Source organism: Rhodococcus sp. BP-332 (assembly GCF_019836065.1).
In the GTDB taxonomy this organism is placed as follows: Bacteria; Actinomycetota; Actinomycetes; order Mycobacteriales; family Mycobacteriaceae; genus Rhodococcoides.
The window spans coordinates 1,129,445-1,153,459 of sequence record NZ_JABUEC010000002.1; the positions used below are offsets into that span (position 1 = coordinate 1,129,445).

Sequence of the window (24,015 nt, forward strand, 5' to 3'; positions counted from 1 at the left end):
CAGACGCGCCGATGCGGACCGTGGTCCCCTTGCCCGCGCGCAGCGATGACGTGGGCGAACTCGACCGACAGGTGAACGGAACCTTAAGATCGAGGGTGATGACCTCCTCGACGCCCGACTCGGACGGTGGGGTGGTCTCCGTCCGTACGGCGGCCGATCCGCCGCGGATCCGGTTCGGCGGAGTCGACATCCTGCGTGCGCTGGCGGTCATGACCGTCGTGTACTCGCACATCTCGTACTTCCTGGTCGACGATCTCGGAACACCGTGGTGGCTCATCGACGTCGTCACCCTCGTGTTCGTCGAGCACGGCGGTCTGAACCACCATCTCTCGTTCGTGGGCGTCGCGTTCTTCATGATCCTCACCGGACTGGTCGCGACCGCGTCCGTCGTCCGCAACTCGCCGCGCGCCTTCCTCGTGGGGCGGGCAGCGCGGTTGCTCCCGGTGTTCTGGCTGTCGGTCCTCGCCGCGATCGTGCTGGTCCGCCTCGGGGTGAACGGGATGTTCTCGCAGACCGTGGGCATCAGCAACGCCGAGGCCGCCATGAGCTTCGTGCTCGGCGGCTTCTTCGTGCGCCCGGAGGTCGTGGTCCTCGGGGTCACCTGGACGCTCGTCGTCCAGGGGGTCTTCTACGTGTATGCGGTGTGCATGCGCCGGGTGCTCGCGTCCCGCCCCGTGCTGGTTCCGGTCGTCGGCGCGGCGGTGTGCTGGCTGATCCTGCTCTACACCGATCTGGTGCCGTACGAGTACACGATCCCCATGGTCGACAAGGTCGCGGCGACGTTGCCCACCGTCTTCCTGGGCCAGATCGTGTACCTCGCGTTCGCCAGGCTGGCGTCGTGGCGGGCCCTTCTTCTCGCGGGTCTCGCCCAGTTCGCCGTCATCCGGTACGCGACGACGGTGGACGCCTTCCACGTCGGTCAGCAGGGTCACCTGTGGACGGTGCTGGTGCTCGTCGTCGCGGTGGTGCTGGTGGCTCCCACCGACACCGCGTTCGGCCGCTCGCGCGTGATCCACTGGCTCGCGACGCGCAGCTACACGATCTACCTGGTCCACACTCTGGTGCTCTACCGCATCTACTCGCTCGTCGAGCCGCATCTCGGTGCGACCGTCGCGGTGCTCGTCTTCGCGCTGATCACCGGTGTGCTCTCGGATCTGGTGTATCGCTACGTCGAGACGCCGGCGGCACGGTGGATCGCCCGCCACTGGTCGGGGCATCCGCGGAAGCCTGCCCCGACCGCGAACGAGCCGACCTCGAGTGACCCGACCTCCGGCCCTCAGGCCAGCTGACGCATCACCTCGGCGGCGACAAGCTCGATGTGGTCGAGATCGGACAGGTCCAGCATCTGCAGGTAGAACCGGGTGGATCCGAGCTCGGCATACGTTCCGAGCTTGTCGACGATCTCGGCAGGCGTCCCTGCCGCGCCGTTCGCCCGGAGCTCCTCCACGTCCCGTCCGATCGCGGCGGCGCGGCGGGCGATCTCGTCCTCGGTGGTGCCGCAGCACAGCACCAGCGCGTTGGAGAACGTCATCGACGACGGATCACGGCCGATGTCGGAGCACGCTGCGCGCACCCGGTCGAACTGTGTCGCCGTCGCGTCGGTGTCCGCGAACGGGAGATTGAACTCCGTCGCGTGACGCGCGGCGAGTTCCGGCGTCCGCTTCTTCCCCATGCCGCCGATGATGATGGGCGGCGGACTCTGCACCGGCTTCGGCAGAGCGGGTGAGTCGGTCACGGTGAAGTGGTCGCCCTGGTACGAGAACGTCTCACCCGCGGGAGTGCCCCACAGACCGGTGACGATCGCGAGGGTCTCCTCGAAGCGATCGAAGCGCGTGCCCACCGACGGGAACGGGATCGCGTACGCCGCGTGCTCCTCTGCGTACCAGCCTGCTCCGAGCCCCAGTTCGACGCGGCCGGCGCTCATCGCGTCGACCTGCGCGACCGAGATCGCCAGGGGACCCGGGTACCGGAAGGTGGCCGAGGTGACGAGGGTGCCGAGGCGGATCGTGGAGGTCTCGCGAGCGATGCCGGCCAGCGTGATCCAGGCGTCCGTGGGTCCGGGGAGGCCGTCCGTGCTCATCGCCAGGTAGTGGTCGGAGCGGAAGAAGGCGTCGTACCCGAAGTCCTCGGCGGCGCGCGCCACGCGGACCAGGTCGTCGTAGGTCGCGCCCTGCTGCGGTTCGGTGAAAATTCTGAGGTCCATGGTTCGACAGTAGAAGGGCGTGCCGGAGTCGGGGAGCGACCGTGGGTGCGACACACGCGGAGGAAACGGGATCAAGTCCCGTTTCTGTGGATGTTTCTGTGGATGATGGGGATGGTGACTGTCGATCAGCAACCTGCAAAGCAGGCAGAAGGTGCCGATCGACAATACTGCTCCCCATGGACTTCACCGCCGAGGCCGAATTGTCCGCCGCGCTCGACGACCTGCACGCCGCGGAGATCGACTCCCTGGCCTCGGCGGTCGCGCCGTTTCGCGGACGCCTCACCCGGAGCCATCTCGGCCGCGCGCGCTTGGTGGTCACACTCTCGGCCGACGGCCTGCCGCAGGCCGTCACCCTCGCCTCGGCTCTGCTGCGAGATCTCGTCGGCGGTCGCGACCTCGTGTCGCTGTCCGTCCGCTCGGCACGAGACCACGAGTCGGTCTCCGGACTGCCGCCCACCGACGGGTGGTCGTCGGTGTCCGAGGTGGCGGCGGAGCGGGCGATCTCCCGACAGGCCGTGCTCGCGCAGATCGCGGCGGGCACCCTGCCCGCGGCGAAGGTGGGGACCACGTGGGTGGTGGCCCGCGGCGCACGACGGTTCGAGAGCGGGCGGTTCGAGAACGACTGGTGATCGACGGTGGCACCGGGGCGAGGGGCGTGACAGGATCGAGTGCGTGAGCTTCGGATCCGTACCGTCCGTGTCCGTCTCCGACGTCCCGGAGCCCGGTCCCAGCGCCGCCCTGCTCGACGTCCGTGAGGACGACGAGTGGACCGCCGGGCACGCTCCCGGCGCGCTGCACGTCCCGATGGGCGACGTCCCGTCGCGGATGGCCGACATCAGCGTTGACGGCACTCTCTACGTGGTGTGCCGCCAGGGTGGGCGTTCGGCCCGCGTCGTCGAGTACCTGCAGCACGCGGGAGTCGACGCGGTGAACGTGGACGGCGGCATGGTGGCGTGGCAGCAGGCCGGCCTCCCGGTCGTCGACGACGCCGGTCGCCCGGCCACCGTGTACTGACGCCGTGACCGCTCCTCGGCCGGTGGCCTGGTTCCAGATCTGTGCGCGCTGCACACGGCGCATCGACGTGGGGCCGTCGCCGCGGCAGTGGTGTCCCGTCTGCCACGGGGTCCTGCTCTCCCCGGTGCCGGTCGGGCAGTCGACTGCCCCGGTCGGGCAGTGGCCCATGGCCGTCCGTCGTAACTTCCGCTGGGTGGCCTCCACGCCCGGATCCGCGCCGCGGCGCCGTGTCCGCCGGGTGCCGACCCCCACCCCCCGTTACGACGTCATGCCCACCTGGGGTCTGCCGATCGCGCCGCGCCCGCACCCGAGTGCGCCGGAGAGCGCCACGGACCGGCTGGCCCGGCGCTCGACCTCCCTGCTCACGGCGACCGTCGTCCTGTTCGCCGCGGCGGCTGTCGCCGAGCTGGCCCGGTACGTCGTGCTGCTCGTCAGTCGCGATCGACTGATGCCCGCCGCGGTCCTCGCACTGTCGGACGCCGCCGTGTGGTGCCTGTCGTTCCTGTCCCTCGGAGTCGGTCTGGTCGCCGCGGTGGCGACGGTCGCCCGCGTGGTCCGGTTGCGCCGGAGCGCCTACGCCCGTCACGGACTCACCGATCCGCGGCGCACGCGAACCCTGTACCTCGGATCGCTGCTGCCGATCGTCACCCTGCTGTTGCCCGGGGTCTTCCTTACGGAGCTGGCCCGCACGAGCGAGCACCGGCTCCGGCTCGAGCGCCTGGTGCCGTGGTGGTGGGCGGCCTGGGTCGGCAACTGGCTGCTGATCGCCGCAACTGTCGCGTGGCGCACCGTCGACGGCATCCAGGCGCAGGCGAACGGTGTGGTCCTCACCGCGATCACCGACCTGGTCGCCGCGGGGGTGGCCGCCCTCACGCTCACCGTGATCCGCCGAGCCGACGGCCGCACCGTGCGCGGCGACACCCGCACCCTCACGCGATGGACGGTCCTGCCGACCACCCCCGTGTCCGACACGACCCCGGCCCCGGAGGACACCGCACCCGACCAGCTCGCCGACGTCCGATGATCTACTCCGCACACGAGGCCACACCCCTCGTCGTCGCGCATCGTGGCTCGTCGGGAACGCGGCCGGAACACACACTGGTGGCGTACGAACAGGCACTGCGCGAGGGGGCCGACGGCGTCGAGTGCGACGTGCGGCTCACGCGCGACGGCCGGGTGGTGTGCGTCCACGACCGACGGATCGACCGGACGTCGTCGGGAACCGGGATCGTCAGTGCCCTCACCTACGAGGCACTGTCCGGCCACGACTACGGGACAGCCGACGATCCGGCGAACGTGCTGCTGCTGAGCGACCTCATCGACATGGTCATGGCGTGGAAGGCGAAGCCCGCCAAGATCTTCATCGAGACCAAGCACCCGGTGCGCTACGGAGGCCTGATCGAGAACGCCGTGCTGGCGGAACTGCACCGCTTCGGCATCGGCCGACCCGGGTCGGCATCCCTGTCCCGCGCCGTCGTGATGTCGTTCGCGCCGTCGGCGGTGTGGCGGGTGCGGCGATCGGCGCCGATGCTGCCGACCGTGCTGCTCGGCACCGCGTCGCGCTACATCGGCGGCGGCGCCGCGACCACGGTGGGCGCCACGGCGGTCGGGCCCTCGATCAAGACGCTGCGTGATCATCCGAACCTGGTCGATCACGCCGCGGCGGCCGGTCGAGCGACGTACTGCTGGACCGTGAACACCGAGGAGGACGTGCATCTGTGCCACGACCTCGGGGTGCGCTGGCTCGCCACCGATCATCCGGGTCGGGCGCTCGCGTGGTTGGACGACAGCATCACCCGGTAGGTTCGACGCTCGTGGGTAAGAAGAGCAAGAGAAACAGCGGACCGAAGCCCGACAGTCGACGCGCGGAGCTGCTGGAACAGCGCAGAGCCGAGCGTGAGGCGCTGTCGTCCGCGCCGGTGCGGCCGTTCGAGGGCCTCGCCTTCGAGTGCGACATCGTGGCGATGCGCGAGTTCGTCGCCTCCGCGTCGGCATCCCTCCCGGTGACGGGAAGCGACCGTCCCTTCACCCTCGCGACCGTGCTCCCCGGTGCCGTCGCCGCACTCGTGCGTGACGACGAGCAGAAGAACGCGTTCGTCGCGATGCAGGTCCAGACCTTCTCGGAAGATCTGTCGGCCGACCTCGCCGCCTCCGTCGTGTGGGCCTCCTCGGCGACGCCCGGAACCTCGACGGCGGCGTCGAACCCGTCCGCCGAGACGCCCGCGCTCACGGAACTCGTGGACGCGACGTCGCCCCTGGACATCACCGTCCACAAGGACTTCTCGTGGTGGATCCCGGAGGGCGCGGGAGCGGACCCCGAGGTCGACGCCACCATCGAGCGCGCCAACGGTGCGATCCTCCCGTCCGCCCGCATCACGGCCGATGGTGTGTCCGCGGCCTGGTGGGTCGACGCCGGCGACAAGGCGCACATCCGCTGGGTCCGTCCCGAGGACGAGGATCAGTTGATGATCGCGCTGGCTCGCTTGCAGTCGGTGGGTGAACTGCATGTGGGGGAGGGATCGCGCTTCGCCGGCTCGTTCCGTACCCACGGCCTGCTCGTGCCCGTCTTCGACCTCGATCCCGAGGTGCATCCCGACGAATGGGCAACGGGCACAGCGGCTCTCGGCCGCAGGCTCGACGAGACGCTGGCCGACACCAGCGAGCTCACCTCCGAGCAGCGGCGCGCCCGTGACGGCCTGCGCAGCCGCCAGGTCACCCTGCGCTGACGATCAGGCGAGTCCCCCGGCGGCCCTCGGCGTGTTGCCGCCGCCGCGGGACTCGCTCGTCATCTCGCGGGCGATGAAGTCCTCGATGTGGAAGAGGTTCTCGCCGGCACGGTCGACGATGGTGAGCAGCGTCGTCATCGACGCCACCTCTTCGATCTGCTCGGCGAGGAACCACTGCATGAACTGCTCGCCCAGGTAGTCGCCGGTGTCGCGGGCGGTGCGTGCCAGCGTCGTGATCTGCTCGGTGACCTTCTTCTCCTGCCGCAGCGCCAGCTCGACCGGCTCGCGCACCGACCCGAACGCGTTCACGACGTCGTCGACCCCGGGCACCCGGACCTCGAGGTCGTTGTCCAGCAGGTACTGGATCATCATCATGGCGTGGCCGCGTTCCTCGTCGGCCTGGGCGTAGAACCGTGCGGCGAGCTGCGGCAGATCCGCCCCGTCGAAGTGGACCGCGATCGCGATGTACTGCTGCGAGGCGGTGAACTCGTGTCGCACCTGTTCACGGAGGAGAAGGTGGAACGCGCTGGACTCCCTGTCGTGGAACACCCCGGAATCCCGGGCGTCGGAGGCAGCGGACACGTCGTCGAGGCTCATGACGACACACGGTACTGGGTCGAGCGTGTCCGTCGGGACGCGTCATCCGCCGCCGACGAGGTCGGGGGGCAGCTGCTGATCGGTGGCCAGGAGCTCGAAGAACCGGGACGCCCGCTCGCGGTCGGACAGCAGGACGTTGCCCGAGCCGTCGACGTCCTCGAACCCGGAGACGGGAATGGTGGTGGTGACCATCTCCCCGCGCAGCGCCCAGCCGAGGGAGGCCAGATTCCAGATGTGGTCGCCGTCGTCGACCTGCAGCGACTTCACGACCCCCCGTACCAGCGGCACCGCCCGGAACGGGTTCAGGAAGGTGGTCGGGCTGGTCGCCTTCGAGAGCAACGACGACAGGAAGAGTCGTTGGTTGTTCATCCGATCGATGTCGGCGAGCGCCGTCGCGCGGCTGCGGACGAAGCCGAGCGCCTGCGGACCCGAGAGCTCCTGGCAGCCCGCACGCAGGTCGATTCCTGCCAGGGGGTCGACGATGTCGTAGGGCACGCAGATGTCCACCCCGCCGATCGCGTCGACCATGTCGGCGAACCCGCCGAAGCCCACCTCGGCGTAGTGGTCGATGCGCAGGCCCGTCACACCCTCCACGGTCTGCACCAGCAGCGGCGCGCCGCCGAGGGAGAACGAGGCGTTGAGCTTGTCGGTGCCGTTGCCGGGAATCGGCACGTACCAGTCGCGCGGGAGGCTGACCATCGTGGTCGGGCCGCTCGCCGGCACGTGGATCAGCAGGATCGTGTCGGTCCGGCCCGCACCGATGTCCCCACCGGTCGCGAGTTCGGCCTCCTGCTCGGGAGTGAGTCCGGTACGACTGTCCGATCCGACGAGCAGCCAGTTGGTCCCCGGGGTGTCTCCCGGGCGACCCTCGTAGTTCCCGAGCGCGTCGACTCGGGACAGCGACGTGTCCGCCCAGACGGCGCCCCCGACGACGAGCAGGAGCAACACCACCAGGGCGATGCCTATGCGGCGACCCCACCGTGGCCGCCTGCGTCGACGCGTCGGCTCGGGCGGCACCTGGCGCGGCGGAACCGGGGCGGGAGCAGGGGCGCGGCCTCGATCGGTCGGCCCACGCCCGTCGTCGTACGGTCGCCGGTCGTCCCGGTACCGATCGTCACGCCGTGGCGCGTCCCGCGCCGGGGGAACCGCCGACCACGCCCGCGGATCCTGCCGGGGTGGTGGCTGCTGAGGACCCCGCTGCACACGGGTCTGGTCGGCCCACCCCGGAGGGCTGCCCGCCCGTCGCCGCACCACCGGCGGTTCCTCCGGACCCGGACGGCGAGGGGGTGGCGGTCGCCGCCGCGGGTCGTACGGAGGTTGCTGGCTCATCCGGCGACTCTAACCGGCCGACCTGTCAGCCCGGCAGCCACGAAACGTGATCCCGCAGGGCGGCGAACCCCACGAACGCCACGATGTCGATGAGGGCGTGGGCGATCACGAGGGGCCACAGTCGACCGGTGCGCTGGAAGTACCGGCCGAAGATCAGACCCATGACGAGGTTGCCGACGCCGGCCCCGAAGCCCTGGTAGAGGTGGTAGCTCCCGCGCAACACGGCCGACGCGAGCAGCGATCGGTTGTCGGTCCACCCGAGGGCGCGCAGCCGCGAGATCAGCCACGCCACCACCAGGACCTCCTCGGCGACCGAGTTGGCCACCGCGGAGAGCGTCAGCGTGATCGGGCGCCACCACACGTCGTTCAAGGTGCTCGGCAGCACCGTGACGTTGAGATCCAGTGCGACGGCGACGAGGTAGAACAGCAGGCCCGGGATGCCGATGATCGCGGCGAGCCCCACGCCGTGCAGCACGTGCGGGCGCAGGCGGGGACGTGCGAAGCCGATGGCGCGTGGCCCGATTCCGCTGCGCCACAACAGGTACAGACCGAGTGCCCCCCATGCGCAGAGCCGGACGACGCCGATCAGTTGACGGAGGAAGTCGATCGGTCCGAGAGTCGACTGCGGCACGTTGATCGCCACGGTCTGGTCCGACAGGGCGCCCTGCTCGAGCGCGCTCTCGACGAGCGACAGAATGCTCGACAGTCCGCTGAGCCCGAACGTGAACAGCAGGACGACGACGATCTCGATCCGGATCGACCGTGGCGACTCGGTGGTGGGTGTCTTCTCCGGATGCACCCGGTCGATTGTGCCCGTGACCCGTCTCGAGGGTCGTGGTCAGTGGTGGTCGCGCGCCCGCAGGCCGTTCATGAACGGGCATCCGGCGAGCACGCGCAGCGCGCGACCGAGCTCGGTCACGTCGGACACGGGGTTCGCGAACGGCACCCGCACATCGTGGTCCTGGCCCTGCCCCTCCACCCGGATGCCGACGCCGTAGCGGTCGATGCTCAGCGGCCGGGCGCGACCGGTGCGCAACGACGGCGGGAGTCGCCGCGCGATCTGCTCGACCATGTCCGAGTGGTCGCTGTCGAGGTGCTGCAGCCAGCCTCCCTCGACCTCCCAGAACGGATCGGGATCGGCGTTCATGAGGTCGCGCACCGGCACCGGCTCCGCTCCCGTCGCATCGGCCACGACGACGGACTCGAGCAGCAGACGCAGCAGGATGCCGCTGTGTCCGATGTCGAGCAGTCCCGCGTGCGGGTACTGGGAGGCGACCGCCGCGGCGACCGCGCGCTCGGCGGTGTCCGGGACGCGGCGCAGCTCACCGCTGAGCCAGACCAGCGAGCGCACGGGTTCGCGCAGGTCCAGGGGAGTGTGGTCGGTCAGTTCGAGCACGGCGGGGATCCCCGCGGAGCCGGCCTGGAAGGACACGGCCCCCACGGTGCTGTCCGCGGGCACCACCATGACGATCTCGCCTGGCGAGCGCAGGAAGTGCATGGTCGTGGCGACGGGTGCGCTGCCCTCCACCGCCAGGACGGTGTGCTCGGCACGTAGACACACGCTGCGCACCCGCTCGGCGGTGGACGGCGCGGTGGTGGTGACGACACCGTTCATGACGGCCCCCTCGGGTGGAAGTAATTAGGTAAGGGTTAGCTAACCAGCCCTCGCGCCGGTGCGCAAGACGTCGAACTAGACTCGGAGCGTGCCCACGATGCTGACCCTGGGCGTGCGCCCCCGGCGAGATCCCGAGGCCCTGTTCGCCGACCTGCTCGTCGCGACCGTCGACGACGTGGCGACGGCGGAGGCCCTCGAACCGCACCCACTCGTCGGAACGGCCTGTGTCCCGCTGAGTGCGGTGGACGACTCGGCCGCCCTCGAACGGTTCCTCGTACGACTGGACGTGGCTCCGCCCGACGAGCCGCCCTCGGTGCGCGCCTACGTGGTCGCGGCGACGGCCGAGCAGCTGGGCGACGCGGTGGCGATCGCGCCGGGCTCGTCCGTCGTCGTGCTCTGCCCGGACGGCGACGTCGTGGAGACGACGGCGCTCGTCGATCGGGCCGGTCGGCATCCCGGCCTGGACGCGGGGTGGCCCGAGGATCGGGTCGCCGACTTCCTCGCGGTCGTCGCGCACGCGGAACACGGGTTCTTCGCCGTCGCGACCGACACGTCCTCGGTGCTCGCCGTGCTCGCCGGAACGGTGGCAGCACTGCGCGGCGACGACGTCCGCAGCGCGCTCCGCTCCCCGGATCTGGCCGGGCTGGTGGCCCTTCATCCCGACGCCGCGGCCGCGACCCGAGAGGTCCTTCTCGGTGTCCTGGTGCCGAACGCCGGGAACATCGCACACGAACTTCGCCGTCGGATCGACGAGATCACCGGCGACGCGGCGGGGGACGCGTAGCGTGATCGGGGTGCGCATCGCCTACTTCGGACCCTCGGGAACGTTCACCGAGATGGCCCTGGGGAAGCTCGAGGCGGACGGGGCGTTCGGCGCTCCCGTCGAGCGCGTCAGTGCGTCGAGCCCGCCCGCCACCCTCGAACTGGTGCGCTCCGGTGCGGCCGACGGCGCCGTGGTGCCCATCGAGAACTCGGTGCAGGGCTCGGTCCCGCCCACCCTCGACGCGCTCGCGATCGGGGACCGGCTGCAGATCCTCGCGGAGACCGAACTCGACGTGGCCTTCACCATCGTCGCCCGTCCGGGCACCGCCATGGCGGACGTCCGCACGATCCGGGCCTACCCCCACGCCGCCGCCCAGGTCCAGCAGTGGATCGCCGCCACCATGCCCGATGCTCAGGTGGAGTTCGCGTCGTCCAATGCCGGTGCGGCCGAGGACGTCGCGGCCGGACTCGCCGACGCCGCGGTGTCCACCGGTCTGGCGGGCCGACGGCACGGACTCGACGTACTGGCCGACGGCGTGGCCGACGTGGAGAACGCACGGACCCGCTTCGTGTACGTCACGCGCCCGTGCCCGCCGCCCGCGCCCACGGGGGCGGATCGCACTGCCGTGGTGCTCACTCCCGCCAACAGGCCCGGCACGTTGGTGTCCGCGCTGGCCGAGTTCAGCACGCGCGACATCGATCTGACGTTCATCGAGTCTCGCCCTCTCCGTACCCATCTGGGCACCTATCGCTTCTACATCGACTGCGTCGGCCACATCGACGACGTCGCGGTGGCGGACGCCCTGCGGGTCCTGCACTCGCGCACCGACGTGCGGTTCCTCGGCTCCTGGCCCAGCGCGCACGTCGCCGCCGGCGGTCCTCGCCCCACCGACGACCGCGGCCGGGACTGGTTGGACGCGTTGCGACGGGGAGATCGGTGAGCGGCCGACTCGTCCTGGTGCGGCACGGTCAGACCCACTCGAACGTCGCTCGTCGTCTCGACACCCTGCCGCCCGGCGCGGAGCTGACCGAGCTCGGACACCGACAGGCGCGGGAGTACGCCCGGACGGTCACGCGGACCCCGGCCGCCGTGGTGTCGTCCATCGCCGTCCGCGCACGTCAGACCGCGCAGTACCTGGCCGACGCGACCGGCACGCCGCTGACGGTGCGCGACGGTCTGCAGGAGACGTTCGTCGGCGACCTCGAGGACCGCAGCGCCGAGGAGGACCACGCCCGCTTCACCGCGGTGTATCGCGCCTGGCTGGACGGTGACCTCGATGCCCGCCTGCCCGGGGGCGAGTCCGGCGCCGAGGTGCTTGCCCGCTACGTGCCGGTACTGGACGAGCTCCGCGCCACCCACCTCGGCGACGATTCCGCCACCGTCCACGTGGTGAGTCACGGTGCTGCGATTCGGCTCGTCGCCGCGGTGCTGTCCGGGATCGATCGCGACTTCGCCGCCGACAACCATCTCGACAACACGGGGACCGTCGAACTGGTTCCCGCCGAGGGTGTCTCGGCCTGGGACTGCGTGCGCTGGGGCGACTACACGCCCCCGTTCGAGACGAAGGGCAGCCGCACTCCCGACGATCCGATGGGCTGAGCGGACACACGGACCAGGTGGTCGTCGAGTATCGAGCGCCGTTCCAGCGAGGTGATCAGCGAGCGGAGTGCTCCGACGGTGCGTACCGGTGTCGCGGATCGCACGGACGTGCTCGATCGTCCGGTCGGATCCTGGACCGTGGTCGCGACGACACGGCCGGAGTCGCTGTCGTACACCGCGATCGACGGGTCGACCGTGGTGGTGACACCGTGATCGTGTCGGAGTCCGACGATCTCGGTGTGGCGGGTGCAGTGCGGGACGACGTCCTCGATACCGGCCGTGAGGACGTCGGTGTACTCGGTCAGCGGATCGATCGGCGCTCCTGCGGCGTCGCCGAGCCAGGCCGCGATCAGGGCGGCCATGTCGGTGTCGACCCGCGTGATCGTCACCGATCCCTCGCTCGCGGTCATCCACACCGGATCGTCGATGTCGTTGCCGCACAGACACCCACGCCCGTTCTCGATGCCGGTGGAGTGGCCGATGATGCGGACGTCGACACTCCAGCGAGGCGCCGCCGCCGCACGGAGCATCGCGGCCAGGTCACGGTGCAGGCCGCCGTCGGCTGACACCAGGAGACGACCGGCGAGGCGTCGGGCGGCACTCGCGAGCACGGTCGCGCGATCGGAGACGGTCGCGCCGGCCGGGTGCCATCCGAGAACGGCAGGGAGAGAGTGTCCTCCGATCGCCCCCACGAGATACGTCAGTTCGTTCGTGTCGAACGTGAGCGAACCCTCGAGCGGGACGTCCCCGCCCAGCACGCGCGCCGCGCTCATCGCCGCGCCCCGATGACGGCGGGCACGACCGGAACTCCCGCCTCCTCCTCGACGACGGCAGGTGTCCTGCGGGCGTGCACGACCTCGTCGGAGCCGAGCCTGCTGTGACCCATGGGAAGTCCCGCGCCGAACGGCGACCGGGCGTGCGCGGCGCCGGACACGGACGCGTCCTGACCCGCTGACACCGCCGTGTCCGATCCGACGCCCGCACCGAGGAACGGTGACGGCGTCCGCGCGAACGAGCCACCGGCGGCGTGCACGGAGCCACCCTGCCCGCTGCCACCTCGCCCGCCGCCGCCACCCCACCCGGTGGCGACGATCGGAACCTGCTGCGGCACAGCGTGGGTGATCGTCGGTGCCGCACCGGCCTGCGGTGCCGACGACAGAACGGAGGACAGCGTCGACCCGGCCTGCGCGGGCATCTGCTGGATCAGCGACGCCGCCCTCGTGACGGCGGGATCGTGTCCGATGCTGTCCGTGGTGAGGGGCGACCGGTGACCCTGGTGCGCCGGATCGTCCGAGAATCCGTGCTCCTGCCGGTCGGATCCGCTGTCGTCCGACGGCGGTGTCCCGGCCTCGCCCGGCACCGGCCCGTGACCGGGGACAGCAGAGATGACCGTGGAGGTGGCCGCGGTGACCGCCGTGGTGATCTGCGGGGGCATCTGCAGACCGTCGACGAGCGCGAGCGGCGCCGTCGCCGCTTCGTACGCCTCCATGACCAGGGCGGCGCGGAGATCGAGCGCGGCGTCGGCGGCATCGGCAGCCTGCGCCGCGCCGGTGAGGGCGCCGCCGGTGGCGTACGCGGTGGTGCGTCCGGCCTTCACCGCGGCGATCTCCGGCAGTGTCGGCATGACGGCGAGCGCGGTCACCACCGTCGCGGACTGGGCGGCGGCCCGAGCGGACACGGCCGCGGCGTGCTGCGCCGCTCCCGTGCCCCACGTCGCGAACGCCGTCATCCCCGCTCCGGCGGCGTCGGCGGCATCCCCGTCCCACGTGGCTGCCAGTGCGGACGCGACACCGCTGACCGTCGCGGTGGCCGCGGCGAGTGCCGTGGCCACCGCGGCCCACGCCGTGCCGGCGGCGGCCAGCGGAGCGGGGCCGGCACCCGCGAGCAGTGCGGCCGAGTTCACCGCCGCGGTACGCGGGAGCCAGAACACCCCGGTGGGCCCGGCCGTCACGCGGTGCCCGCGGTCAGGGCCGTGGAGAACGACGCGTCGACCTCGCGGTAGGCCGCCGCCTGGACTCGCAGGGCAGCCGCCGTCTCGCGGAGCTCGGTCACCGCCGCGGACGTCGAGGTGTCGAGAGACTGCGCGGTCGACCAGAAGTAGCGTGCAGCCAGCGCGGACACCTCGTCGCTGCCCGCGGGAGGAGGACGGAGCGCGACGGACGCGGAGGCGAGAGACGATGCCAGGCGCATCGCCGCGGCATCGAGTTCCGACGCGGCCGCGAGCAGCGCCTCGGGATCGACGAGTACGTGGCCGGGCATGGGGTCTCCGTTCGAGCGTCCGGTCGGATCTCGAGACTTGGACGCGCGACGGCGGGAATCGGTTCCGCGGGTGGAGAACGGAGCTCAGCCGAAGCCGAGTTCGTGCAGGCGATCGTCGTCGATGCCGAAGTGGTGCCCGATCTCGTGAGCGACGGTCACCGCGATCTCGCGGCGCGCGTCGTCCTCGTCACGGGCGATGTCGAGGATCGGCAGTCGGTAGATCGTGATGACGTCCGGCAGGTGCCCGCTGTACTCGAACCGTTCGGTCAGAGCGACGCCCTCGTACAGACCCAGGAGATCCTCGGTCGGGTGCTCGTCCTCGACCAGCACGACGACGTTGTTCATGTATGCGGCCAGCTCGTCCGGGAGAGTGTCCAGCGCATCGCCGACCGCGTTCTCGAACTCCGCTTCGGACATGCTGACCGACACGTCACGCACCGGGCAGGGGAGACGCTCCGGGGAGCGGGATCGGCAGGCTGCGGCCGTCCGGAACGGGAGGCGGCGGAACCGGCGCGGCGCCGTCGATGGTGATGTCGCCCTTCGCCGAGCCGACGATGGACGCGAACCCGCCCGACTCGACCTCCTTGCCGATGGAGCAGCTCACCTTCTTGCTGCCCGCCAACCAGCTCGAGGCGTCGACGTTGTCCCAGAACAGCGTCAACGTCTTCTCCCGGAGAACGTCCGGACCGCCCAGGTAGGCGTCCGACGCCTGGGTGCACGTGGGTTCGAGATAGCGGTCCTGGTCCTCGACGGACGGTAGTCCGCCGGGGAACTGCGCGGCGAGATCCACCACCGACACCACCTCGAAGGCGTGCGGAGCGGTGCAGTCGATCGGGTCTGTCGGCACGCCCGACTCGACGCCGACGCAACTACCGGTCTCCCAGACCATCGACTGGTCCTGGTCGGCGACGCTGCCGGTCATCACCTGCAGCGCGCTGGTCGCGCCGGTCTGTTGGATGCCGCACCGGATCGCGCGCTCGCCCGCGGCCCACCCGGCCTGGCTGGGGAACATGAGGCCCACCGAGTACTTGCCCGTGGGGTCGAAGCGGCCCCCGGTGTAGTCCTGCACCGCGGTCTCACAGTGTTCGTCGCGCAGGGAGGCGAAGCGGGCCGCGTCGGGATACGGCGATCCCGTCGCGAACTCGGCGACCGGGTACACCCCGAGGTCCACCGTCTCGGCGACCTCGAAGCGGTGCGGCTCCGCGCAACTCACCTCGGCGAGGTCCTGGCGGTCGGTGTCGGGGTCGTCGGTCGGAGTCCACTGCAGGCAGTCGCCTGCGTCGGACGAGCCGAAGGACGTCGTCGACGCGGTTCCGACGGTTCCTGCCGTGGACGGTGTGGCGAGCTTCTCGCTCCGGTCGAACCCACCGGACACACCGATCGTGACGGCGGCGGCTCCGATGGCGCCGATCGCGACCAGGGCGAGCAGCCGACGGGCGTTCGAGGCCTGGACGGTGCGGGGGCCACTCTTCTCGTCCGTCGCGGTGTCGGTCTCGTCGGCCGTCGATGCCTCGGGTACCACCGCGTCGGGCGCGGACGTGTCGGATGTGGACGCGTCGGGTGTCGCGATCTCGGACGTCGGGGCGTCGTCGACCACCGGGCCGTCCTCGCCGGACGGGCTCGGGGTGGGATCTTCGGGCTTCGGAGACATCGGCTCCATCATGCCTGCCGGTAGGTTCGGACGGTATGAGTGGTGCTGATACCGGGGACACCGGGCTCGAGGCCGGGATCGAGGACCTCGCGACGCGCGTGTTCGACATGGCACGCAGCGGCGACACCGCCGCACTCACCGCGTACGTCGACGCGGGCGTGCCCGTGGATCTGACGAACGGATCCGGGGACACCCTGGTGATGCTGGCGGCCTATCACGGTCACGCCGAGAGCGTCGTGGCCCTCGCGCACCGCGGAGCCGACGTGAACCGCGCGAACGACAAGGGGCAGACCCCGCTCGCCGGTGCCGTGTTCAAGGGGGAGGACGAGGTCGTCCGGGCACTGGTCGACGCCGGAGCCGACGCCGATGCGGGGCATCCGACCGCGGTCGACGCCGCGCGCATGTTCGGCCGAGAGGACTACCTGGACGTCCTCGGACGAGGGTGACCACATCGCCCCAGTAGGCTGACGTCCCGTGATCGACCTCAGAGTTGTCCGCGAGGACCCCGACGCCGTCCGTCAGTCGCAGCGCACCCGTGGCGAGGATCCGTCCCTGGTGGACGCGTTGCTCGAGGCGGACACCGCGCGCCGGGCCGCCGTGTCGGCTGCCGACAACCTCCGTGCCGAGCACAAGGCGTTCGGTAAGAAGATCGGTAAGGCCACTCCCGACGAGCGCCCGGAACTTCTCGCGACGGCGTCCGCGCTCGCCGCACGGGTGAAGGAGGCGGAGGCCGAGCAGAATGCCGCCGACGCGGCTCTCGACACCGCACACCGTGCGATCTCCAACATCGTGCAGGAGGGCGCGCCGGCCGGCGGCGAGGACGACTTCGTCACCCTCGAGACGATCGGTGAGATCCCGACCATCGAGAATCCGAAGGACCACCTCGAGCTCGGCGAGGCTCTCGGGATCATCGACATGGAGCGCGGCGCCAAGGTGTCGGGCGCTCGGTTCTACTTCCTGACCGGTTACGGCGCACTGCTGCAGCTCGGTCTGCTGCAGCTCGCTGCCCAGAAGGCAGTGTCGAACGGGTTCACGATGGTCATCCCACCGGTGCTCGTGCGGCCGGAGATCATGGCCGGGACCGGCTTCCTGGGCGAGCACTCGTCGGAGATCTACCACTTGGACGACGACGACCTCTACCTCGTCGGCACGTCGGAGGTGCCCCTCGCCGGCTACCACTCGGGCGAGATCCTCGATCTGAACGGTGGCCCGAAGCGCTATGCGGGATGGTCGTCGTGCTTCCGCCGCGAGGCCGGCAGCTACGGCAAGGACACCCGCGGCATCATCCGTGTCCACCAGTTCGACAAGGTGGAGATGTTCGTCTACACCCGTCCCGAGGACGCGGACGCGGAACACCAGCGGCTCCTCGGCTGGGAGAAGGAGATGCTCGCCGCGGTCGAGTTGCCGTACCGCGTCATCGACACCGCCGGCGGCGACCTGGGATCGTCGGCTGCGCGCAAGTTCGACTGCGAGGCATGGCTTCCCACGCAGAACACCTACCGTGAACTCACGTCCACCTCGAACTGCACCACGTTCCAGGCGCGTCGACTCGGTGTCCGGTACCGGGACGAGAACGGCAAGCCGCAGACGGCCGCGACGCTCAACGGCACCTTGGCGACGACTCGGTGGATCTCCGCGATCCTCGAGAACCACCAGCAGCCCGACGGCAGCGTCAAGATCCCGGCTGCGCTCGTCCCGTTCGTCGGCACCGACGTCCTGCGTCCGCCGACCTCGTAGTCGATGCGAGCTCGCGGCGTCGATGCGCTCGTCGTCGTGGGCATCGTGGCGGCCGGAACACTGATCGCGGCGATTCTGCGCCCGCCCGATCCCGTCGACCTTCCGCTGCAGTGCACGTCGGCCGGCGAGACGAGCGGCTATTACGTGGCGGTCGGCGCCGAGACATACGACAGTCCTGCCGCACCGTGGTTCTCCGCTCGCAAGGCGGCGGCGATGACGGACGCCTTGCACCGCGCCCTCCCACGGGGAACGACGGTGGCATTCGCGTCGCCGTCCGGGTCCTTGCAGTTCGGTGGCGTTCCCGACGACATCATGAGTAGGCCGTCCGACGTGGCACCTGAGCAGATCGCCTCGACCACCGCATCGGGAACCATCACACGTGCAGGGAAGTCCGGTTCGCTGACCGCGACGGTGAGTGTGACGGATCGGGGTGTCCCGCCCTGCGGGCCGACGGTGACGCGGCGAGTGCGACTGGCCGACGGAACCGTGGTCGATCTGTCGCCGGGGTCCGCTCTGGCGTACGCGCCGGACGGCACCGTGCTCCAGCTGGGAAGCGACGACCTGGTGACACAGGACGAACTGCTCGACATCGTCGCCTCTCCCGGCCTGCGTGTCTCGGCGCGGATTCCGGGTGAAACGTCGCCCCTACCTCCGGTATGTCGAACAAGCACCGTCGAGGGCGCACCGACTTTCGACAGGGCGCGGCTCGGCGCAGTGAGCAGAGCGTTGTCGAATGCCTGGGACGACGGACCGGGCCGCAGAGTCGAGCTTGATCGCTCGCTGAGCGAGCTGACGCTGTCGGACGGCTCGAAGTCGGGTGCGTGTATCGAGGTCCGCACAAGTGCAAGCGGTCGTTCGGGGTCGTTGACGCTCGGTATCGCCGGCGGCACCGAGGCCCCGCGGAACCCGGACGTTCACGACCCGGACCAGGACCTGAGCAGCGACCACGTGCAGCTCGCCGGAGGGGCCGTGTCCGCCCGATCCCGCACCGGCGTCCCCAGTGTCGTCGTCACTCGCCCGTCCGGAACGGTGATCACCGTGACGGCGCGCGAGGACAAACCCGCCGACGTGCCGTATCTCTCGACGGCGGACCTCGAGCACTTGGCAACGGCGCCAGGCCTCGATGTCGATCCGGATGGCACCCCTGGCGAAGCTCTGCCCGTCGTCCGCGACGTCGTCGACAGCGCGTGGACGCTCACAGCAGATGCGGGAGGACGCTTCTCCACTTTCAGTGATCCAGGTAGCGGCACGGTGCCCCCGCTGGCGTCCGGGGTCATCGACGCGGGCGGAGTCACAGTCGTGTCGGTGGGCCGACTCGACCGAACCACCGGCGCATACGACGACTCGACCTTGCTCGGTATCGACACGGTGACGGGGGTCGTGCGGTGGAGAGCACCCGTGGAGGATCTCGTGTCGTGCCTCGACACGCTTCTCGGCACGACAGTGGTGTGTCTGCGAGCCGATCCCGACCGTGCGTCTGAGACATCCTTGGTCGCCGTCGATACGAGCACCGGGGATCTGCAGAACATGCCCGGCGGGGACCCGCTGGTGGGGATAGGAACCGACGGGGATGCGCTGTACTCGGTGGTCCAGACAGTGACGCCGGCGGGCGAATCCGGCCCCACCGTTCTACGTAAGGGAACGCTCGACGACCCTGCAGCCGACTGGGCCGTGTCGACGCCGATCACGGGTGGCTATCCCGGCTATCCGGGCGAGGTCGTCACGGTGGGCAAAGACGTCGGTATCGTTCGATTCGGCAGTGAGGCACTGGGTTTCGACCCCGTGACAGGCGCCACCAGGTGGTCTCGTGGACGCCCCGACTCCTGTGTGTCGGGCGCGACCGTGTCGGCGGGTGGAGTGACGACGGTACGCAGGATGACGTGCGACCAGTCGTCGGATCCCGTCACCGGCTACGAGGCGATTGCAGTGGACGGCCGTGTCCTGGCGGTGGTTCCCGGGCCGAGCTATTCCTACGACGAATGGGATTCTTCGACCGCCGACCTGCCGCTTCTGGTGGGCTCATCGGCCATCGACAGAGTCACCGGGCAAGTGTTGTGGTCGAACGATGCGCTTACCGCGACCAACGGGACAGCAGTCGTGGGAGACGTGGTGTTGGTCCGAGCGCCCGGAACCGCCGAGGTTTCCGCCTTCGATCTGCGGACCGGGACGCGCCTGTGGCAGCAGGCAGCGGACGACTTCGATCCGGTGACAGCGGAGGTCGGTGGCCGCGCCGCCAGCGTGGTGGCTGGACCCGACGGCTCGTTGTCCGTGCAGTTGCTCGACGTCCGCACGGGAGCGATGACCGGGAGAGATCTCCTCGGCCCGACCGAAGATGCCGATGCGGACGGACACGGTTCCGTCGTCGACAGTTCCGCCGGACTTCTGTACGTCGGTAGCGATCAGGTGGCGCTGCTGGAGTGATCCGCGCCAGGGTGCCGCGGAACTACTCGTCCCGTGTCGGCGGTTCGGGGACCAGGACGTCGTCTGCCGGCAGCGGGACGGCGAGTTCCACCATCCGCTCCGGATACGACGGGTAGGCGGGACGGATCCACACCTTGGTGTCGTCCAACTGCGTCATGACCATCCGACGCCACTGCCATTCCGGTGTCGCACGCCGGAGATCCAGCTCGCCGACAAGCGGTAACGGCGCACGCGCCCAGTAGGGCACGGACAGCGAGCTCAGCCCGCGCGCTTCGAGAACGTCGATTGCCGCCTCGAGCTGCACGTCTTCGGCGATCACGTGGCCGACAGGGTTGACGGCGTCCACGAGTTCGCCGTCGTCGCGAGCCATGTCGGAGACGGTCCACCCCACGAGCTCACCGTCCGATGCTCTGGTCACGGGGAGTCGGCTACGCCACCGGTCGATATCCACTTCCTCGACGGTACCGATGTCCGCGTCGGCTCATGATTCCCAGGACCGCGCCAACTTCCGTGCCGAGGCGATGATTGCGCGTGCCTCGTCCCGGTCGACGCGTGCCTGCAGAAGTGCGCCCGAGCTCATCGTCACCAGAATGCGAGCCCGATTCTCGGGATCGTCGTCACCCCGGTTCACCAGGGCGTCGGTGACCGCATCGGTGAGTCGCCGACGGTAGGCGTCGACGACGGCGGCGAGGGTGTCGTCGTGCGCGGCGGATCCCGCAGCAGTGTTGACCAGAAGACAGCCGCGACGTGGTGCTTCGGCATCGAGGTTCTCGAGTTCGACGTCCATCGACGCGAAGTACGCGTCCAGACCGTCGTCGGTACGCAACAGGGCGAGCCGCGGTGCCACCACCGTGTCGAGATAGTCCTGCACCGCTGCGTCGAACAGGCCGCGCTTGCTGGTGAACGCGTGATAGATGCTGGACCGGGACAGCCCGGTCGCCGCCTCGAGTTCGGGCAGAGATGCGCCATCGAAGCCTCTGTGCCAGAACACATCCCGCGCATCAGTGACGACCTGCGCCGCATCGAACGTCGCTCTCCTACCCATCTGTCACCTTTCGTCGGTGAGGCGTACGGTATTTACTGTACCGAACGATCCACAAAAGGAGTATTTCGTGAAGAGCACCCAGATCCAGTTGGTCTCCCGTCCCACCGGATGGCCCACCGAGGAGAACTTCCGCACCGTGGGGACGGAGTTGCCCGAACTCGGCGACGGCCAGGTGCGCGTCGCCAACGACTTCCTGTCCGTCGACCCGTACATGCGAGGGCGCATGAACGACGTGCGGTCCTACGTGCCGCCCTTCGCACTGAACGAGACCATGACGGGTGGCGCCGTGGGCCGGGTCGTCGAGAGCCGTTCGGACGAGCATCCCGTGGGCAGCGTCGTGGTGCACCAGCTCGGGTGGCGCGACGTCGCGCAGGCCGAAGCGTCGCAGTTCCGCGTGGTGCGCGAGATCGACGGTGTCCCCACCTCGGCCTACCTCGGCATCCTCGGCATGACCGCACTCACCGCCTACGTCGGTCTGCAGGACGTGGCGCGCCTGCAGGAGGGCGACACGGTGTTCGTGTCCGGTGCAGCGGGCGCCGTCGGCAGCGCGGTCGGGCAGATCGCACGGATCCTCGGCGCGGGACGCGTCGTCGGTTCTGCGGGATCACCGGAGAAGGTGGACTTGCTCACCAGCAAGTACGGGTTCGACGCGGCCTTCGACTACAAGCAGGCTCCTGTGCGCGACCAACTGCGTGAGGCAGCCCCGGACGGCATCGACGTGTACTTCGACAACGTCGGCGGCGACCACCTCGAAGCGGCGCTCGACGCGTTCAACGACGGTGGCAGGACCGCACTGTGCGGAGCGATATCCGCCTACAACACTGTGGGAACGACGCCGGGGCCGGACAACATGTCGAACATCGTGACCCGCGGTCTCACCCTGCAGGGATTCACGGTCGGCAACTACCTGCACCGGTTCCCCCAGTTCGCGGAGGACATGGGGACGTGGCTCTCCGAGGGTCGCGTGACCTTCGACGAGACGGTCGTGCACGGCATCGAGAACACGGTGGAGGCGTTCCTGGGGATGCTGCGCGGGGAGAACACCGGGAAGATGGTCGTGGCGGTGGGCAACTCCCGCTGACGGAGTGCCCTACCGGACGAGCCCCTCTCGGGGGCGGCGACGAGCCGCTACGCTGCACCGTGTGGACCCCGTCTATCGCACTGTCATCGGAATCGCTCGCACCGTCTTCGCGGCGCAGGGGCTGAAGTTCGACGTCGAGGGCGCGGAGAACATCCCCGCTCGGGGTGGCGCCGTGATCGCCATCAACCACACGGGCTACCTGGACTTCACCTACGCCGGCCTGCCTGCGCGGAAGCACAAGCGGTACATCCGGTTCATGGCGAAGAAGGAAGTGTTCGACAACCCCAAGTCGGGGCCGATCATGCGCTCTCTCAAGCACATCGCGGTCGACCGCGCCGCCGGCGCGGAGTCCTACCGGGCTGCGGTCGACGCGTTGTCGCGAGGCGAACTGGTGGGGGTCTATCCCGAAGCCACGATCAGTCGCAGCTTCGAGATCAAGGAGTTCAAGTCGGGCGCGGCCCGGATGGCGATCGAGGCCGGGGTCCCCGTGATTCCGGTGGTCATCTGGGGCGCGCAGCGTGTGTGGACCAAGGGGTTCCCGAAAAAGCTCGGACGCACGAAGACCCCGATCTCCATCGCGGTGGGAGAGCCGATCGCGCCGACCATGTCGGCCGGTGACCTCACCGCCCACCTGCGATCGACGATGCAGACCATGCTCGCCGACGTGCAGAAGAACTATCACCATCCCGCCGGCGAGTACTGGGTACCGGCCCGTCTCGGGGGGACGGCCCCGACCCTCGAGGAAGCCGACAAGTTGGATGCCGTCGACCTCGAGGCTCGGATGGCAGCGCGAGACGAGCGCAAGCGCGCCTCGGACTGACTAGCTGTTGGGACCGGCGATCTCCAGGGCGATGTTGTCGGGATCCCGGAACTCGAGGATCGCCATGCCGGCGTCACCGAGATCCTTCACCGGCTCGTGCTCGATGCCCAGGGTGTCCAGCAGTGCGGCGGCGTCGTGCAGATCCTGCAACGACGCGACACTGAAGCTGAGATGGTCCAGGCCGGCGCGGTCCTCGGCGAACGTGTCGTCACCCGGAGCCACGGGGCGCAGACCGAGCAGCCCGCCGCCGAACTTGTAGATGACTCCGCCGAAGAGGAACCCCAGCGCTTCCTTCGTCGCCTCGTCCGGGTTCGGCGGGAGCTCGAAGGCCACCTCGAAACCGAAGACGTCGTCGTAGAACTTCCGCGAGGTCGCGATGTCACTGACAGTGAGTCGCACATGGTTGTAGTCGACTGCTGCGATAGGCACGAGCTACTCCGTTCCGGTACGCCTGCCGACACGACCATCGGGCCGGCTCGGGCGCACTCTGGAGGTATTCGTGGCCGTGCATGAAAGCGATGTGCCGGTCTCTCGCACTGTTCGACACGCCGTGACCAGGCGATTTGCATCTCGCGAATCACTCACGTAACTTTCTTCGAGTCAGAGCGACACGGACACCGACCGAAGGCCTTACGGGGCTGGGCGAACGAGGTGGGACGGAGTCGCATGGCCGATCGGACAGAAAAGGTTCGTCTGCATCTCGTGTAGGCTGAGCGTACAGTCCAACTTCCTGATCCACGTGGTGCCTGGTGTTTGACTCGGGTGTTGCGGTGTGGTTAGGCTGGAACGGTTGCCCCGGATCCTCCCACCTTCTGGTGGTTGGTGGTGGTGTGTGCGTGTTCTTTGAGAACTCAACAGTGTGTCGATGAATGTCAGTGCCAATATTTTGTTTTGGTTTGCTGGTTCTTCTCCTTCTTCCCGTCGGGGAGGGACCGGTTCTTTTTTGTCAGCAATGGAGTTATTGCTGGCGTGAGTTTTATTGCTGGATTTGGCTCTCTAGTTTTCATTGACTTCCTGGTTTCTAGCCGGGGGTTGATAAGAGTCTTCAACGGAGAGTTTGATCCTGGCTCAGGACGAACGCTGGCGGCGTGCTTAACACATGCAAGTCGAACGGTAAGGCCCTTCGGGGTACACGAGTGGCGAACGGGTGAGTAA

Annotated in this window: 27 protein-coding genes and 1 rRNA gene; 15 read left to right on the plus strand and 13 right to left on the minus strand. The window is 69.4% G+C overall.

The window, feature by feature from the left end; all coding sequences use genetic code 11:
* Positions 1 to 98 precede the first annotated feature (98 nt).
* Complete coding sequence (locus tag HQ314_RS11015; RefSeq protein ID WP_261781507.1) at positions 99 to 1,289, plus strand: acyltransferase; 1,191 nt, start codon at positions 99 to 101, stop codon at positions 1,287 to 1,289.
* Here the strand turns inward: HQ314_RS11015 and HQ314_RS11020 are convergent.
* Entirely contained in the window at positions 1,277 to 2,203 is a 927-nt protein-coding gene (locus tag HQ314_RS11020) for an LLM class F420-dependent oxidoreductase (protein ID WP_222650014.1), read from the minus strand. The two genes, HQ314_RS11015 and HQ314_RS11020, sit on opposite strands and share 13 nt — an antisense overlap.
* A 176-nt stretch (positions 2,204 to 2,379) precedes the next feature.
* Between HQ314_RS11020 and HQ314_RS21350 the strand changes: the two genes are divergently transcribed.
* From HQ314_RS21350 to HQ314_RS11040, 5 genes are read left to right on the plus strand one after another with little or no spacing between them, the layout of a single operon-like run.
* Positions 2,380 to 2,832 carry a hypothetical protein gene (locus tag HQ314_RS21350; protein WP_261776415.1) on the plus strand — a complete coding sequence of 151 codons (453 nt, stop codon included), beginning with the start codon at positions 2,380 to 2,382 and terminating at the stop codon, positions 2,830 to 2,832.
* Positions 2,833 to 2,875: 43 nt separating this feature from the next.
* Positions 2,876 to 3,217 (plus strand): rhodanese-like domain-containing protein, encoded by a 342-nt coding sequence (locus tag HQ314_RS21355; RefSeq protein WP_204869490.1) that lies wholly within the window; start codon positions 2,876 to 2,878, stop codon positions 3,215 to 3,217.
* A 4-nt stretch (positions 3,218 to 3,221) separates the two neighbouring features.
* The gene (locus tag HQ314_RS21745; RefSeq protein WP_222650016.1) at positions 3,222 to 4,241 is read left to right on the plus strand and encodes a DUF4328 domain-containing protein; all 1,020 of its coding nucleotides are present in this window, start codon (positions 3,222 to 3,224) and stop codon (positions 4,239 to 4,241) included.
* Positions 4,238 to 5,020, plus strand: a complete 783-nt coding sequence (locus HQ314_RS11035) for a glycerophosphodiester phosphodiesterase family protein (RefSeq protein WP_027507324.1) — start codon at positions 4,238 to 4,240, stop codon at positions 5,018 to 5,020. The genes HQ314_RS21745 and HQ314_RS11035 overlap by 4 nt, the downstream gene beginning before the upstream one ends.
* An 11-nt stretch (positions 5,021 to 5,031) precedes the next feature.
* A complete protein-coding gene (locus HQ314_RS11040) occupies positions 5,032 to 5,943 on the plus strand; it encodes a DUF5926 family protein (protein WP_027507323.1) in 912 nt (303 codons plus the stop codon).
* Positions 5,944 to 5,946: 3 nt separating this feature from the next.
* On the opposite strand, the gene HQ314_RS11045 is transcribed toward HQ314_RS11040, so the two are convergent.
* From HQ314_RS11045 to HQ314_RS11060, 4 genes are read right to left on the minus strand one after another with little or no spacing between them, the layout of a single operon-like run.
* A complete protein-coding gene (locus tag HQ314_RS11045) occupies positions 5,947 to 6,540 on the minus strand; it encodes a ferritin (protein WP_082544257.1) in 594 nt (197 codons plus the stop codon).
* Between the two features lie 42 nt (positions 6,541 to 6,582).
* Positions 6,583 to 7,869: an LCP family protein gene (locus tag HQ314_RS11050; RefSeq protein WP_222650017.1), complete on the minus strand. Its 1,287-nt coding sequence runs from the start codon at positions 7,867 to 7,869 to the stop codon at positions 6,583 to 6,585.
* Between the two features lie 25 nt (positions 7,870 to 7,894).
* Positions 7,895 to 8,677 carry a CPBP family intramembrane glutamic endopeptidase gene (locus tag HQ314_RS11055; protein ID WP_051613717.1) on the minus strand — a complete coding sequence of 261 codons (783 nt, stop codon included), beginning with the start codon at positions 8,675 to 8,677 and terminating at the stop codon, positions 7,895 to 7,897.
* 30 nt (positions 8,678 to 8,707) lie between these two features.
* Entirely contained in the window at positions 8,708 to 9,484 is a 777-nt protein-coding gene (locus HQ314_RS11060; RefSeq protein ID WP_222650018.1) for a DUF2470 domain-containing protein, read from the minus strand.
* Positions 9,485 to 9,572: 88 nt separating this feature from the next.
* Between HQ314_RS11060 and HQ314_RS11065 the strand changes: the two genes are divergently transcribed.
* Genes HQ314_RS11065 through HQ314_RS11075 form a run of 3 tightly spaced genes read left to right on the plus strand, consistent with a single transcriptional unit; the run spans position 9,573 to position 11,846 of the window.
* Positions 9,573 to 10,268, plus strand: a complete 696-nt coding sequence (locus tag HQ314_RS11065) for a hypothetical protein (RefSeq protein WP_222650019.1) — start codon at positions 9,573 to 9,575, stop codon at positions 10,266 to 10,268.
* Between the two features lies 1 nt (position 10,269).
* The gene (gene pheA / locus HQ314_RS11070) at positions 10,270 to 11,187 is read left to right on the plus strand and encodes a prephenate dehydratase (RefSeq protein WP_308119355.1); all 918 of its coding nucleotides are present in this window, start codon (positions 10,270 to 10,272) and stop codon (positions 11,185 to 11,187) included.
* The gene (locus tag HQ314_RS11075; protein ID WP_222641316.1) at positions 11,184 to 11,846 is read left to right on the plus strand and encodes a histidine phosphatase family protein; all 663 of its coding nucleotides are present in this window, start codon (positions 11,184 to 11,186) and stop codon (positions 11,844 to 11,846) included. The genes pheA and HQ314_RS11075 overlap by 4 nt, the downstream gene beginning before the upstream one ends.
* Here the strand turns inward: HQ314_RS11075 and HQ314_RS11080 are convergent.
* The 5 genes from HQ314_RS11080 to HQ314_RS11100 all read right to left on the minus strand — a co-directional run bounded on the left by HQ314_RS11080 (position 11,789) and on the right by HQ314_RS11100 (position 15,756).
* Complete coding sequence (locus HQ314_RS11080; protein ID WP_222650020.1) at positions 11,789 to 12,619, minus strand: ESX secretion-associated protein EspG; 831 nt, start codon at positions 12,617 to 12,619, stop codon at positions 11,789 to 11,791. The two genes, HQ314_RS11075 and HQ314_RS11080, sit on opposite strands and share 58 nt — an antisense overlap.
* A complete protein-coding gene (locus HQ314_RS11085; RefSeq protein ID WP_222650021.1) occupies positions 12,616 to 13,797 on the minus strand; it encodes a PPE domain-containing protein in 1,182 nt (393 codons plus the stop codon). Before HQ314_RS11085 ends, HQ314_RS11080 begins: the two co-directional genes overlap by 4 nt.
* Entirely contained in the window at positions 13,794 to 14,105 is a 312-nt protein-coding gene (locus tag HQ314_RS11090; protein ID WP_027507316.1) for a PE domain-containing protein, read from the minus strand. Before HQ314_RS11090 ends, HQ314_RS11085 begins: the two co-directional genes overlap by 4 nt.
* An 84-nt stretch (positions 14,106 to 14,189) precedes the next feature.
* The gene (locus tag HQ314_RS11095) at positions 14,190 to 14,522 is read right to left on the minus strand and encodes a metallopeptidase family protein (RefSeq protein WP_081821502.1); all 333 of its coding nucleotides are present in this window, start codon (positions 14,520 to 14,522) and stop codon (positions 14,190 to 14,192) included.
* Between the two features lie 13 nt (positions 14,523 to 14,535).
* Positions 14,536 to 15,756, minus strand: coding sequence for a septum formation family protein (locus HQ314_RS11100; RefSeq protein WP_081821501.1), 1,221 nt, complete (start codon positions 15,754 to 15,756; stop codon positions 14,536 to 14,538).
* Between the two features lie 35 nt (positions 15,757 to 15,791).
* On the opposite strand from HQ314_RS11100, the gene HQ314_RS11105 reads away from it, so the two are divergent.
* The 3 genes from HQ314_RS11105 to HQ314_RS11115 are packed head-to-tail and all read left to right on the plus strand — an operon-like array spanning position 15,792 to position 19,914.
* A complete protein-coding gene (locus tag HQ314_RS11105; protein ID WP_222650022.1) occupies positions 15,792 to 16,202 on the plus strand; it encodes an ankyrin repeat domain-containing protein in 411 nt (136 codons plus the stop codon).
* 28 nt (positions 16,203 to 16,230) lie between these two features.
* On the plus strand, positions 16,231 to 17,493 hold the full coding sequence (gene serS / locus HQ314_RS11110) for a serine--tRNA ligase (protein ID WP_222650023.1): 1,263 nt from the start codon (positions 16,231 to 16,233) through the stop codon (positions 17,491 to 17,493).
* Between the two features lie 3 nt (positions 17,494 to 17,496).
* Positions 17,497 to 19,914: a PQQ-binding-like beta-propeller repeat protein gene (locus tag HQ314_RS11115; RefSeq protein WP_222650024.1), complete on the plus strand. Its 2,418-nt coding sequence runs from the start codon at positions 17,497 to 17,499 to the stop codon at positions 19,912 to 19,914.
* Positions 19,915 to 19,936: 22 nt separating this feature from the next.
* Here the strand turns inward: HQ314_RS11115 and HQ314_RS11120 are convergent, their stop codons facing one another.
* Together HQ314_RS11120 and HQ314_RS11125 are read right to left on the minus strand one after the other, a co-directional pair.
* Positions 19,937 to 20,332 (minus strand): hypothetical protein, encoded by a 396-nt coding sequence (locus tag HQ314_RS11120; protein ID WP_231476487.1) that lies wholly within the window; start codon positions 20,330 to 20,332, stop codon positions 19,937 to 19,939.
* 63 nt (positions 20,333 to 20,395) lie between these two features.
* Positions 20,396 to 20,959 carry a TetR/AcrR family transcriptional regulator gene (locus HQ314_RS11125; protein WP_056440719.1) on the minus strand — a complete coding sequence of 188 codons (564 nt, stop codon included), beginning with the start codon at positions 20,957 to 20,959 and terminating at the stop codon, positions 20,396 to 20,398.
* A 67-nt stretch (positions 20,960 to 21,026) separates the two neighbouring features.
* Between HQ314_RS11125 and HQ314_RS11130 the strand changes: the two genes are divergently transcribed.
* Together HQ314_RS11130 and HQ314_RS11135 are read left to right on the plus strand one after the other, a co-directional pair.
* Positions 21,027 to 22,040, plus strand: coding sequence for an NADP-dependent oxidoreductase (locus HQ314_RS11130; RefSeq protein WP_222650025.1), 1,014 nt, complete (start codon positions 21,027 to 21,029; stop codon positions 22,038 to 22,040).
* Positions 22,041 to 22,101: 61 nt separating this feature from the next.
* A complete protein-coding gene (locus HQ314_RS11135; RefSeq protein ID WP_027507308.1) occupies positions 22,102 to 22,860 on the plus strand; it encodes a 1-acyl-sn-glycerol-3-phosphate acyltransferase in 759 nt (252 codons plus the stop codon).
* Here the strand turns inward: HQ314_RS11135 and HQ314_RS11140 are convergent, their stop codons facing one another.
* A complete protein-coding gene (locus HQ314_RS11140; protein WP_027507307.1) occupies positions 22,861 to 23,289 on the minus strand; it encodes a VOC family protein in 429 nt (142 codons plus the stop codon).
* A gap of 616 nt (positions 23,290 to 23,905) precedes the next feature.
* Between HQ314_RS11140 and HQ314_RS11145 the strand changes: the two genes are divergently transcribed.
* Positions 23,906 to 24,015 (plus strand): 16S ribosomal RNA (locus tag HQ314_RS11145); the annotation flags it as partial.